The sequence below is a fragment of the Streptomyces sp. NPDC040718 genome, from assembly GCF_055593565.1.
In genome coordinates this window covers 306,039-318,177 of the sequence record NZ_JBVIXO010000001.1, presented here as the reverse complement: position 1 = coordinate 318,177, position 12,139 = coordinate 306,039, and the positions used below count along the sequence as shown (strand labels likewise).

Here is a 12,139-nt window from a genome sequence, read left to right as displayed (position 1 = left end):
GGTGCGACATGTGTTCGCTGCCAGGGGAAGCAGTGGACAGGTGACACCGACATAGACCACGTGCCAGGGGGGCCCATGAGGCATGTTCATTTTCCTGAGCAAAGAGTGGCCCCCGAGGTGCCCGGCCCCGACGGGCCGGCAACGACCCCTGTCCGGGGGCTCGGTGACAAGGCGCGGTGGTACCTGCCCGCGGCCGTGACCGCCGACCTCGTCGGCGCCGCCGTGCCCGTCGGCCTGGTCTTCGACGCCGCCGGGCAGGCCAGACCCCTCCACTGCGCACTCGGCGCGGCCCTCGCCTGGACCGGCGTGCAGGCGCTGCGCCGGCGGTACGCCGCCCGGGTGCTCGGCGAGTCCCGCGGCGCGCTCCCCGTACTCCACGACTGGCTGATTCTGATCGGTGTCCTGGCCGTCGCCCGCGTGGTGACGGCGGAGCAGACCCCCCGCCTCGCCGCCCTCGGCGCACTCCTGCCCGCGCTCCTCGTCACCGTCGCCTGCCACAAACTGACGTACCGCCACCTGTCGGCCGCCCGCCGCGAGGTGCAGGCGGTCAGCAGGGTGCTGGTGGTCGGCGAGCCCGCCGCCGCCGAGCACCTCATCGCGCACCTTGCCGCGCGCACCGACCACCCGTACGTCGTCGTCGGCATCGTCCCCGTCGGCGGGGGCCCCCTCACCGGGGGCATGCCGGTCGCGGCCAGGCTGGACGCCTCGATGCCGAAGGCGCCGAACCGGGACGCGTCCGCCGTGCTGCGCGCCGTCCGCCGCCACCACGCCGACCTGGTGCTGGTGGCACCCGGGGCGCGGTTCGCGGGGGAGCGGCTGCGGCGGGTGGCCTGGGCCCTGCACGACGAAGGGCTCGAACTGGCCGTCTTCCCCGGGCTGGTGGAGATCTCCGTCAAGCGGCTGGAGACCCTCTCGGCGGGCGGGCTCGCCGTGCTGCGCGTCGCGCCGCCCGTGCGGCGGGGGGTGCAGCCCCTGCTCAAGACGGTGCTCGACCGGGTGGGGGCCGCCCTCGGGCTGCTGCTGCTGTCGCCGCTGTTCCTCGGGCTGGTCCTGGCCATCCGCCTTGGCTCGAAGGGGCCGGCCTTCTACAGCCAGCGGCGCATCGGGCGCGACGGGGTCCCCTTCGTCATGTGGAAGTTCCGCACGATGGTGACGGACGCCGACCGCCTGAAGGCCGGGCTGGCGGGGGCCAACGAGAACGACGGCCTGATGTTCAAGATGCGCCGCGACCCCCGGGTCACCCGGGTGGGACGGCTGCTGCGCCGCACCTCGCTGGACGAACTGCCCCAGCTCGTGAACGTGCTGACGGGAAGCATGTCGCTGGTCGGCCCGCGGCCGCCGCTGCCGGAGGAGGCGGCGGCGTACGACGAGGTCGAGCTGCGCCGGCTCACCGTACGACCCGGGATGACCGGCCTGTGGCAGATCAGCGGACGGTCGGACCTGTCCTGGGACGAAACGATTCAGCTCGACCTGCAGTACGTGGACAACTGGTCCTTCACCAGCGATGTCGACGTGATGGGCCGTACGCTCCGCGCCGTGGTCGACGGCCGCGGAGCGTACTGAGGGGCCACGAGGTGACGTCAGCTCTGGTCGAGCCACCACCGGTAGGTGGCGTCGATGCCGTCCCGCAGCGCGATGCCCGGCTTCCAGCCCAGCGAGGTCAGACGGGACACGTCGAGCAGCTTGCGCGGGGTCCCGTCCGGCTTGGACGTGTCCCAGGCCAGCCGGCCCCGGAACCCGGTGACCTCGGCGACCGTCTCGGCCAGCTCCTTGATGGTGAGGTCCTCGCCGCAGCCGATGTTGACGGGCTCGTCGCCGTCGTAGCGCTCCAGCAGCACCGCGCAGGCGGCCGCCAGGTCGTCCACGTGCAGGAACTCCCGGCGCGGGGTGCCGCTGCCCCACAGGGCGACCTCGTCACGGCCCTCGGCCGCCGCCTCGTGGAAGCGGCGGATCAGCGCCGGCAACACGTGCGAGGACTGGAGGTCGAAGTTGTCGCCCGGGCCGTAGAGGTTCGTGGGCATGGCCGAGACGTACGGGGCCCCGTACTGCTTGCGGTACGACTGGACCTGCACGATGCCGGCGATCTTGGCGAGGGCGTAGGCCTCGTTGGTGGGCTCCAGCGGGCCCGTCAGCAGGGCGTCCTCGCTGATGGGCTGCGGGGCCAGCTTCGGGTAGATGCAGGAGGAGCCGAGGAACAGCAGGCGGCCCACACCGGCGGCGTGCGCGCCGGAGATGACGCTGAGCTGGATCCGGAGGTTGTCCTCCAGGAACTGCACCGGGTACGTGCTGTTGGCCATGATCCCGCCGACCTTGGCGGCGGCCAGCACGACCGCGTCCGGGCGGACGTCGCGCAGGTACGCCTCCGTCGCCGCGGCGTCGCGCAGGTCGAGGTCGGCGCGGGCGCGGGTGAGCACCTCGTGGCCGTCGGCGGTGAGGCGGCGCGCGACCGCGGACCCCACGAGGCCGCGGTGTCCGGCGACGAACACGCGGGCGTGCGGGGGCAGGAGGGGCGGGGTGCTTGTCATACCGCCGATGATGCCAGTCCGCAGGCCGCGGGTGTCGGGGGCCCGGACCCGGTGTCCGGGCCGCCGGGTTGCCACCCCTTGGGCCGTCGTGCGTGTGCGGCGACGCTGCCGGGGGATCCGCCCCGGACCCCCGCGCCTCAAACGCCGGCGGGGCTGGAGTGTCCGGCGGGGCCGGACCGTGCGGCGGGGCCGGATCGTCGTGCCGCGGGGGTGGGTCATGCGGAGCGGGCGTGTACGGTACGCATCCAGTCCCGGACCAGGGACGGGCGGGCCTGGCCCGTTGCCCGCCGGAATGCCGCGGGGCCGTCGGGGGGCCCTGGGCGCCGGACCGAGGGCGTACATCAAGAGACCGGCCGTGCCAGAGGCCGGAGCACATCAGAACAGCAACGGACCCCAGGGGGACACCACATGGGCAAGACCGCACTGATCACCGGCGTCACCGGACAGGACGGCTCGTACCTCGCAGAGCTCCTGCTCTCCAAGGGCTACACGGTGCACGGGCTCGTGCGGCGGTCCTCCAGCTTCAACACGGAGCGGATCGACCACATTTACCAGGACCCGCAGACGGCGAATCGTTCCTTCGTCCTGCACCACGCCGACCTCTCCGACGGCGTCGCCCTGGTGAACCTGCTGCGCGACATACGCCCCGACGAGGTCTACAACCTCGGCGCCCAGTCCCACGTCCGCGTCTCCTTCGACGCCCCCCTCTACACGGGCGACGTGACCGGACTCGGCGCGCTGCGGCTCCTGGAGGCCATCCGGGCCAGCGGCGTCGACACCCGCATCTACCAGGCCTCGTCCTCGGAGATGTACGGCTCCACCCCGCCCCCGCAGAACGAGGACACCCCCTTCCACCCGCGCAGCCCGTACGGCGGGGCGAAGGTCTTCGCGTACTGGACCACGGTCAACTACCGCGAGGCCTATGGCATGTTCGCCGTGAACGGGATCCTCTTCAACCACGAGTCTCCCCGCCGCGGCGAGACCTTCGTGACCCGGAAGATCACCCGCGCGGTGGCCCGCATCAAGGCCGGCCTCCAGGACCACCTCTACCTCGGCAACCTCGACGCCGTCCGCGACTGGGGCTACGCCCCCGAGTACGTCGACGCGATGTGGCGCATGCTCCAGCAGGACGAACCGACCGACTACGTGGTGGCCACCGGAGTCGCCGCCACCGTGCGGGACTTCGTCGAGTCCTCCTTCGCCCACGCCGGCCTCGACTGGACCGACCACGTCCGCTACGACCCCAAGTACGAGCGCCCCAGCGAGGTCGACGCACTCATCGGCGACGCCTCCAAGGCCCGGGAGATCCTTGGCTGGAAGCCGACCGTCCTGGTGCCCGAACTCGCGCAGATCATGGTGGACGCCGATGTCCGCCAGGTCGAGGACCAACTGGCGGGCGCCACCGTCCGGATCGACCGCTGAGGCTCCGGCTTTCGCCTACGATTTGCCGTGTCCCGGTCATACCCGCGAGCTCAGGGCTCCGCAGGGGTATGGCCGGGTGCGCACCCGCCGTATGTCCACGGTGCACACCCTCCAGCCTGAACTCCGTTGATTCCAAGTTGGTATGCAATGGGTCAAGAGAGGTGACCGGGTCCTCGCGTGAGCCCTAGTCTGCGCCAGTACATACGGCTGTTCGGATAATTCCAGCCATCAAACCGGGCCAACGGCCCTGGGGGGCTCATGCGTAGATCCAGAGGGCTGAGTGCTGCCCTCGCACTGTCACTGGCCGGTGCCGGCACGGGCCTCGGCCTGGTGCTGATGCCCGAGGCATCCGCCATCACACCGCCGGTGGCGTTCACCGCCGACGAGCTGCCCACCTGGCAGCCGAACGGCGTCGTCTTCGCCATGGAGCAGGCGAACGGCACCGTCTTCGCCGGCGGCACCTTCTCGGCGGTACGCCCGCCCGACGCGGTCGGCGGCGCCGAGCAGGAAGCGGTCAACTTCGTGGCGCTGGACGCCGCGACGGGCAACCCCACCTCCTGCAAACTGGCCTTCACCATCAGCGACGGCAGCGCGACCGTCCGGGCGCTGGCCGTCTCCAAGGACAAGAAGACCCTGTACGCGGGCGGCTACTTCGGCGCCGTCAACGGCACCCCGGTCTCCAGCCTCGCGGCGATCGACATCGAGACCTGCACCCCCAAGGCCTCCTTCCACCCCGGCGTGCCCGCCACCGTGCGCGCGCTCGACGTTACCGACGACACCCTCTACGTGGCCGGCGACTTCGCCGCCGTCGAAGGCCAGACCCGTGAGCGGTTCGCCGCGGTCGACGCCGCCTCCGGCGCCCTGAAGCCCTGGACCGCCAACGCGGACGAGCCCGGCCGGGCCGTCAAGGTCGGCAACGACGGCAAGAGCGTCCTGCTCGGCGGCGACTTCTTCGCCGTCAACGGCGCCAACACGCACGCCCTGGCGGTCGTCGACGCCACCACGGGCGCGGTCGCCAAGACGTACTCCGACATCCCCTCCAACTCGGTCGTCAAGCACATCTCGGCCGACGCGACGGGCTACTACACCGCCAACGAGGGCTCCGGCGGCGGCGTCTTCGACGGCCGCATCGGCCTGAAGACCGACTTCAGCGAGAAGTGGCGCGACCGCTGCCTCGGCGCGACCCAGTACGTGCTGCCGTACGACGGGGTCCTCTACAGCTCCTCGCACGCCCACGACTGCTCCAGCGAACTGGAATTCCCCGACGGCAAGCGGAACTTCTTCCTCGCCCAGCCCACCGACCACACCGGCGCCGCCCCGCCGCCCGCGGACGGCTTCGTGCGCGGCCCGCGCAAGCTCGGCTGGCACCCCACCGCCAACGACGGCATCGGCGAGGGCATCGGCCCGCGCGTCATGTCCGTCGCTGAGAAGAACGGCGTCAAGTACCTCTGGGCGGGCGGTGAGTTCACCCTCATCAACGGCCAGCCCCAGCAGGCTCTGACCCGCTTCGCCGACACCGGCGACGTCGGCGCGCCGACCACCCCCGTCGCCAGCGCCGCCAGCGTCAAGCCCGGTGAGGCGCAGGTCCGCTGGCGCACCAGCTACGACCAGGACGACAGCAAGCTGACGTACCGGATCTACCGCAACGGCTCGGCCACCCCGATCGCCACCGTGACCGCCGACTCCCTGGAGTTCGAGCGGCCGCAGGCCTCATGGAACGACACCACCGTCAAGGCCGGCCAGTCCTACACCTACCGGGTGACCGCCACCGACGGCGCCGGCAACACCAGCGCCCTGTCGGCGAACGCCTCCGTCACCGTCCCGGCCTCCGTCCAGGCGTACCCGGACAGGGTCCGCGCCGACGGCGCCAACCTGTACTGGCGCTACGACGACACCGTCAGCCCGTACGTCGCGGACTCCTCCAACGGCGGTGACACCAGCGGCATCCAGGTCAACGCCCCGGCCCTGCGCCAGAGCCCCGGCGCCGTCAGCGGCACCAGCACGGCCATGGGCTTCAACGGCACCAGCCAGCAGGTGTACAGCGACCACCGGCAGAGCGTCGGCGCCTCCTTCACCGTCGAGACGTGGTTCAAGACGAACACCACGCGCGGCGGCAAGCTGATCGGCTTCGGCAACAACACGGTCAACAGCAGCGGCTCGTACGACAAGCAGCTGTACATGACCAACACCGGCCGCCTCGCCTTCGGCGTCTTCAACGGCTCGACCCGGACCATCACCACGGGCCTGTTCGAGACGTACAACGACAACAAGTGGCACCACGTCGTCGGCACCCAGGGCCCCGGCGGCATGACCCTGTACGTGGACGGCCAGAACAAGGGCACCAACAGCGCCACCAACTCCACCCCGTACGCCGGCTACTGGCACGTAGGCGGCGACAACCTCGCCAGCTGGCCCAACCGCCCGACGAGCAACTTCTTCGCCGGCCAGCTCGACGAGACCGCCGTCTACCCGTCGGCGCTCACCCAGGCCCAGGTCAAGGCCCACTTCGACCTGGCCAAGGCCCCGGCCGACACGGTCTCCAAGGTCACGGCCGCCGAGGACACCTACGTCAACCAGGGAGCCCCGGGCACCGCCTACGGCACCTCGTCCTCCCTCGCGGTGCGCGGCACCTCGGCGTACGAGACGTACCTGCGCTTCACCCTCCCGGCCGCCCCGGCCGGGCAGGTCCTGAAGGCCGCCTCGCTCCAGTTCAAGACCTCCACGCAGACCGGTGCCGGCACCGCCGACACCGTCTCCGCGGTCCCGGTCACCGGCACCTGGAGCGGCGCCGGCACGACGTTCAACACCAAGCCCGCCCTCGGCACCACCCCGCTCGGCAGCATCGCGGGAGTGCCGGACGGCTCGGCCGTCCAGAACGTCGAGCTCGACACCGCCGCGGTCTCCGCGGTGCTGGGCAGCAGCTACGGCCTCGGCCTGACCAGCACGGGCACCGACCCGTTGTGGATCTGGTCCTCGGAGTCGACCGCCGCGGACGCCGCTCCGCAGCTGGTCCTCACCTTCGGCCAGAAGTAACCGCCTGACGGAGTGCGGGGCCCTGCACGCCAAGCGCCGGGCCCCGCACTCCTCCCCACGTACGGGAGCCACCTGATGTACCGACGCTCCGCGGCGGCCGCCGTCCTCCTCGCCGCCGCCCTGACGCTGACCGGCTGCAGTTCCCAGGACGGCGGCAAGGCGGACACCGCCCGGGCCGCCGCCACACCGAAGCCCCCGGCCCCGTCCTCGGCCCCCGACCCGGCGGACGCCACGGCGCCGCCCGCCGCGGCGGCCCCGCCCGACGCCAAGCCGACGGGCCCGGTCCTGCCGGACGCGAAGCTCACCCCGAAGACGGGCAGCTTCCGGGAGAACGAGAAGAAGTACCTGAGCGGGCGCGTCCCCGAGAAGACGGACCCGGCGGCCGTCCTCCAGACCGGCCAGGAAACCTGCCAGCGGGTGGCGCGCACGGCCAAGCGGGACAAGGACGCGGCGGCCGCGTCCATCGTGTCCGGCGAGGTCACCGGTGCGAAGGACGCGATCACCTTCCTCTGCCCGGAGCAGAAGCCCGTCCTGGAGGCGGCCCAGAAGGGCTTCGCCGACGGCCCCCGCCCCGCCCCGGCCCCCGGCACCTACCGGGCCGCCACCCAGAGCACCACCTGCACCTGGGAGGCCAAGTCCAAGGACGGCTCCGTCCTCGCCTCGGGCCCGGAAGCCCCGCCCAAGCCGGGCGACAGGATCACGGCCACGGTCCCGGCCGGCGCCGACCGGTTCACCTCGACGGGCTGCTACGCCTGGCTCCCGGCGTAACCCCGGGCACTCTCCGCGAGAACGCCGCCGCGCCCGGCCCGCCGGGCACCGGCGGCGTTTCCCCTGCCGCCTTCCGGGTACCCGCGCCGTCACACGACACAGCGGAGGCGAATCCTATGCGCGGCATCGGCGGTTGCATCGCCCTGATCGTGGTGGGGGCCGTCCTCACCTTCGCGAGCGACTGGGAGCTGGAGAGCGTCAACCTCGACCTCGTCGGCCTGATCATGATGGTGGCGGGCGGCATCGGCCTCGGCGTCTACGCCAGCGTCCTCAAGCGCCGCCGTACGGCCGCCCTCCCGGTGGTGGAGGAGCACCACCGGGACGGAATCTGAGCCCTCAGCGGCGTACGGCGGACGCGTACACGTCCAGCAGGGCGTCCAGTACGGCGTCCATGGAGAAGGAGGCGGCGGCCAGTTCGCGGGCGGCCGTGGAGGCCTTGGCGTTGGCGGCGGGGTCCAGGAGGGCCAGGACCGCCTCCGCCACCGGGGCGGGGCCCGGGTCCACGGCGTGGCCCGCGCCGGCCGCCGCGATGTCGCGGGCCAGGCCGTTGGAGTGGGTGACCACCGGCGGGACGCCCACCGCGAGCGCCTCCAGGACCGACATGGGGAACGGCTCGTCCACCGAGGGCAGTACGTAGACGTGCGCGCGGCGGAGTTCGGTGAGGACCTCCGCACCGGACAGGGCGCCGGGGACCGTGAAGCGGTCGGTGAGCCCCAGGGCGGTGATCCGGGCGCGGACCGCGGCCAGCTCGCCCTCGTCCGGGCCGGCCACCACGAACTCCGCGTCCGGGTGGGCCGCGAGGACCGCCGGGGCGGCGTCCACGAAGTCCACCGGGCGCTTGCGGGCCTGGAGGCGGGCCGAGTACAGGACGCGCGGCGGGCCGGCCGGCCGCGGGCGCTGCTCCTGGGCCGGAGTGCCGTTGACCAGGCGGACCGCCTGCGCGAGCGGCGGGGTGCCGACCACCGCGTCCAGCCCCGAGCGCTCGTGCGGGGTCAGGTACAGCACGGCGTCCGCGCCGCGCAGCAGGCGGCGTACCGCCACCGCGTCCAGGAGCTTCGCGAGGAGCTTCTCGCTCGGGTCCACCATGCCGTGGGTCTGGAGGACCAGCGGCTTGCGCGCACGGAGGGCCGCCAGGGCGACGGGCAGGGTGACCAGGTCCCGGGCCAGGTGGACGTGGACCACGTCCGCGTCCCGCACCAGGCGGGACGCCGAGGCCAGCAGCGCCGGCGAGGTCATCCCGCTGAAGCCGAGGGGGAGGATGCGCCGGGCCGGGAACAGCTTCGCCGGGACGCCCTCCACCGACGCCGGCCACGGGTCGAAGCCCTCGCCCAGGGCGAGGAGCCGCGCCTCGTGGCCCCGCGCCCGCAGGCCCTTGGCCAGGTTCAGCGCCACCCGCACCGGGCCGCCGAAGGCGTGCGAGGGGGAGTGCAGGGTCACGGCGTGCAGGACCTTCACTTGGGCTCCTCCATCGGGCGGCGGCGGCCGTCCTGGGTCTGCAGGGTCAGTTCGGGCAGGTCCTTGTGGACGACCGCGCCCGCGCCCGCCACCGCGCAGCGGCCCACCGTCACGCCCGCCAGCACGGTCGCCCGTACGGCCACCCACGCGCCGTCCTCGACGGTGATCGGGGCGTTGCGGTAGCGGAAGTCGGCGGCCCGGTGGTCGTGCGAGCCGGTGCACAGCATCGACTCCTGCGAGAGGCACACGTGCGAACCGATGGTCACCGGCTCCAGGTTGAGCAGCCAGCAGCCCTCGCCGATCCACGTGTGGTCGCCGACCTCCAGCTTCCACGGCCACAACACCCGCACCCGGTGCCGGATCAGCACCCCCTCGCCGATCTTCGCCCCGAACGCCCGCAGCAGCGCCACGCGCAGCCGGGCGGGGCAGAACCAGGACATGAAGAGGGTGTTCATCACGGCGAACCACAGAGCCTGCGTCAGAAACCCGCGCCCCTTGTCGTATCCGGCCAGTGTGAAGGCAGGAAGATCGCGCAACAGAAGCCCCTCGTCGTCCACCCCGGGCGCGCCTCCCCGGGCGCCGAACGCCCAGACTAGACTGCGCGCTGATCACGTACAGGGGTGGGGGCAACAGTGGCCACGGACATACGCGAACCCGCCGTGCGACCGGTGCCGCAGCCCACCGGGGACGAGTCCCGGTGGGGGAGGGTCACCACCCCGCGCACCCTGCTCTCGCGAGCGCTGTCCGTGCCGCTCGCCCTCGGCTTCACCGTCTTCCTCCCCCTCTTCGTCGCCGCCCAGTCCGGCGACGGCCGGCGCGACGCCGCCTTCTGGCTGCAGCTCCTGCTCACCATGTACGCGGGCGCCCGGCTCTCCGCGATGGTCCTGACGAGCCGTCGCAAACTGCTCCAGGGCTCCTTCTGGCTCTTCGTCTACATGGCCATGGGCGTGGCCCCGCTCGCCCAGGCCGTCCTGGGCCGGGTCCCCACCCCCGTCGTCGGGCCCCGCTCCGACCTCACCCTCGCCATCGGGCTGGTCCTGCTCGGCTGCACCGCCTTCGACGTCGGCGTACTGCTCGCCCGGCACCGGCCGGCCGGGCGGGCGGGCGGCTCCCCGAAGGAACCCCGGCCGCTCATGGCCCACCGGCGGCGGCTCGGGCTGCTGGCCGCCCTCGCCTTCCTGGGCAGCGCCGCCTTCATCCTCAAGCTCGGCGGCCCGGCCGTCTTCTTCTCCAGCCGGCAGGAGATCATCGCCGGCATCCAGGAGGCGGGCGTCTCCAACGGGGACGGCCAGGCCGGGCAGGCCCTGCTGCGCGGCTTCGGCACCGTGCCCGCGCTGCTCGCGTTGCTCCTGTACACGCGGTGGCTGATCACCTCGACGTTCGCCCGCCGCAAGGTGTCCGTCATCGTCACCTGGGCGGCGCTGGCGGTGCTCAACGTGATCGTCAACAACCCGGTCTCGAACCCGCGCTACTGGTTCCTGACCGTCCTGTTCGCGCTGCTGTTCACCGTCTTCCCGGTGAGCGCCGCCATGTACCGGGCGGCCCTGTCGACGGCCGTCGTGGCTGCCCTGCTCGTCTTCCCCTTCGCGGACCGCTTCCGCTACGACGAGAAGAACTACAAGCCCGTCGAGACGACCTCGTTCCTGGAGCCGATGGCGCTCAAGGACTACGACCAGATCGGCATGTTCGCCAACACCATCACCTTCTCCGACTCCGGCCCCGGCCACTTCTACGGGCGCCAGCTCGCCGGATCCGTCTTCTTCGCGGTGCCCCGCTCGGTGTGGCCGGGCAAGCCGCGCGACACGGGCGTGATGGTCGGCCAGTGGATGGGCACGGTCAACACCAACCTCTCCTCCCCGATCTGGGCCGAACTCTGGCTGGACTTCGGCCCGCTGGGCATGGGCGCCGGGCTGCTGGGCATCGGGTACGCCGCCGGGCGCGTCGACCGTCGCTACGCCAGGCGGGCCACGCGCCGCTCGGCTCCGGGCAGCCTGATCTCCGTGGTGGTCCCGCTGGTCGCCGGGTACTCCTTCATCCTGCTGCGCGGTCCGCTGCTCCAGGCCTCCGGCCGGGTCGCGATCGCCGCGATGTGCCTCGCGCTCGTCGCCACGTACCGGCAGGACAAGGGCACCACCCTGCGCTGATCCGGTTACTCGCCCGTGTCGGTGCCCGTGTCACCGCCCGTGTCGGTGCCCGTGTCACCGCCTGTGTCGGTGTCCGTGTCCACGCCCGGGTCAGTGGACTGAGGGCAGGTCGTCTTGGCGAACTTCGAGGTGACCGTGTACGTGCCGTTGGGCACCCCGGTGAACTCGAAGAATCCGTCCTTGATGGTCACGGTCGTGTCCACGACCGCGCCCTGGGAGTTCCTCAGCGTGACCGTCTCGGCCTCCGGGAAACCCCTGCCGGACACGCCGTAGGTCTGTCCCGGTCCCTTGGTCACGGTGCACGTGATCGCGGCTTCCTCGTCCGACACGAACTTCAGGCAGACCGCCCTGTCCTGTTTGTGATCCCTCGCGGTGATCGTGTAGGTGTCGTTCGGCACTCCGGTGATCGTGTTGAGGCCGAGCTCACCCACCTTGACGGTGCGCACCACGGTCCCTCTCGAGTTCCGCAGGAAGATCACGTCGTCCTCGATGAATCCCTGGGACCTGACGTCGAAGAGGTTATTGGCTCCCTCCCGCAGGAAGCACCGCTGGCTGGGCGCGATGGGTGCCGCCTCGGCTGTGGTCATGCCGACGACGGTCGAGCCGCCGATCGACACGGCCATCACCACCGCGCATGACAGGATCCTTCGGCGCATGGGTTTCCCCTTTCTGCCGTTTCTGCCTTCTCTGCCAGGATTTCGGGATGTCGGGTGCCGGCGGATGTCGGGTGCCGGCGCTCAGGGCGGCCCGGGACAGAAGCCGCCGGGCGCGGCAACGCGGAACGCCGCGCCC

Annotated in this window: 10 protein-coding genes; 6 read left to right on the top strand and 4 right to left on the bottom strand. The window is 72.1% G+C overall.

What is annotated here, in order from left to right:
• Positions 1-75 precede the first annotated feature (75 nt).
• Positions 76-1,563: a sugar transferase gene (locus ACZ597_RS01420; protein ID WP_471323451.1), complete on the top strand. Its 1,488-nt coding sequence runs from the start codon at positions 76-78 to the stop codon at positions 1,561-1,563.
• Positions 1,564-1,580: 17 nt separating this feature from the next.
• On the opposite strand, the gene ACZ597_RS01415 is transcribed toward ACZ597_RS01420, so the two are convergent.
• A complete protein-coding gene (locus tag ACZ597_RS01415) occupies positions 1,581-2,525 on the bottom strand; it encodes a GDP-L-fucose synthase family protein (protein WP_471323449.1) in 945 nt (314 codons plus the stop codon).
• Between the two features lie 408 nt (positions 2,526-2,933).
• On the opposite strand from ACZ597_RS01415, the gene gmd reads away from it, so the two are divergent.
• The 4 genes from gmd to ACZ597_RS01395 all read left to right on the top strand — a co-directional run bounded on the left by gmd (position 2,934) and on the right by ACZ597_RS01395 (position 8,080).
• Positions 2,934-3,947 carry a GDP-mannose 4,6-dehydratase gene (gene gmd / locus ACZ597_RS01410; RefSeq protein WP_471323446.1) on the top strand — a complete coding sequence of 338 codons (1,014 nt, stop codon included), beginning with the start codon at positions 2,934-2,936 and terminating at the stop codon, positions 3,945-3,947.
• Between the two features lie 258 nt (positions 3,948-4,205).
• Entirely contained in the window at positions 4,206-6,980 is a 2,775-nt protein-coding gene (locus tag ACZ597_RS01405; RefSeq protein WP_471323443.1) for a CBM96 family carbohydrate-binding protein, read from the top strand.
• Positions 6,981-7,055: 75 nt separating this feature from the next.
• Positions 7,056-7,748 (top strand): hypothetical protein, encoded by a 693-nt coding sequence (locus ACZ597_RS01400; RefSeq protein ID WP_471323440.1) that lies wholly within the window; start codon positions 7,056-7,058, stop codon positions 7,746-7,748.
• 116 nt (positions 7,749-7,864) lie between these two features.
• Entirely contained in the window at positions 7,865-8,080 is a 216-nt protein-coding gene (locus ACZ597_RS01395; RefSeq protein ID WP_471323438.1) for a hypothetical protein, read from the top strand.
• A gap of 4 nt (positions 8,081-8,084) precedes the next feature.
• On the opposite strand, the gene ACZ597_RS01390 is transcribed toward ACZ597_RS01395, so the two are convergent.
• On the bottom strand, positions 8,085-9,203 hold the full coding sequence (locus ACZ597_RS01390) for a glycosyltransferase (RefSeq protein ID WP_471323436.1): 1,119 nt from the start codon (positions 9,201-9,203) through the stop codon (positions 8,085-8,087).
• Positions 9,200-9,739: a WcaF family extracellular polysaccharide biosynthesis acetyltransferase gene (locus ACZ597_RS01385; protein ID WP_471323434.1), complete on the bottom strand. Its 540-nt coding sequence runs from the start codon at positions 9,737-9,739 to the stop codon at positions 9,200-9,202. Before ACZ597_RS01385 ends, ACZ597_RS01390 begins: the two co-directional genes overlap by 4 nt.
• A 132-nt stretch (positions 9,740-9,871) precedes the next feature.
• Between ACZ597_RS01385 and ACZ597_RS01380 the strand changes: the two genes are divergently transcribed.
• Positions 9,872-11,347, top strand: coding sequence for a hypothetical protein (locus tag ACZ597_RS01380; RefSeq protein WP_471323431.1), 1,476 nt, complete (start codon positions 9,872-9,874; stop codon positions 11,345-11,347).
• Positions 11,348-11,352: 5 nt separating this feature from the next.
• Here the strand turns inward: ACZ597_RS01380 and ACZ597_RS01375 are convergent, their stop codons facing one another.
• Positions 11,353-12,003 (bottom strand): SdrD B-like domain-containing protein, encoded by a 651-nt coding sequence (locus ACZ597_RS01375; protein WP_471323429.1) that lies wholly within the window; start codon positions 12,001-12,003, stop codon positions 11,353-11,355.
• Positions 12,004-12,139: the final 136 nt, after the last annotated feature.

What these genes read in the sequence shown, in the direction of transcription:
- ACZ597_RS01375 (WP_471323429.1), bottom strand. Translation starts at nt 12,003, where the DNA reads ATGCGCCGAAGGATCCTGTCATGCGCGGTGGTGATGGCCGTGTCGATC.
- ACZ597_RS01405 (WP_471323443.1), top strand. Translation starts at nt 4,206, where the DNA reads ATGCGTAGATCCAGAGGGCTGAGTGCTGCCCTCGCACTGTCACTGGCC.
- gmd (WP_471323446.1), top strand. Translation starts at nt 2,934, where the DNA reads ATGGGCAAGACCGCACTGATCACCGGCGTCACCGGACAGGACGGCTCG.
- ACZ597_RS01395 (WP_471323438.1), top strand. Translation starts at nt 7,865, where the DNA reads ATGCGCGGCATCGGCGGTTGCATCGCCCTGATCGTGGTGGGGGCCGTC.
- ACZ597_RS01420 (WP_471323451.1), top strand. Translation starts at nt 76, where the DNA reads ATGAGGCATGTTCATTTTCCTGAGCAAAGAGTGGCCCCCGAGGTGCCC.
- ACZ597_RS01400 (WP_471323440.1), top strand. Translation starts at nt 7,056, where the DNA reads ATGTACCGACGCTCCGCGGCGGCCGCCGTCCTCCTCGCCGCCGCCCTG.
- ACZ597_RS01415 (WP_471323449.1), bottom strand. Translation starts at nt 2,525, where the DNA reads ATGACAAGCACCCCGCCCCTCCTGCCCCCGCACGCCCGCGTGTTCGTC.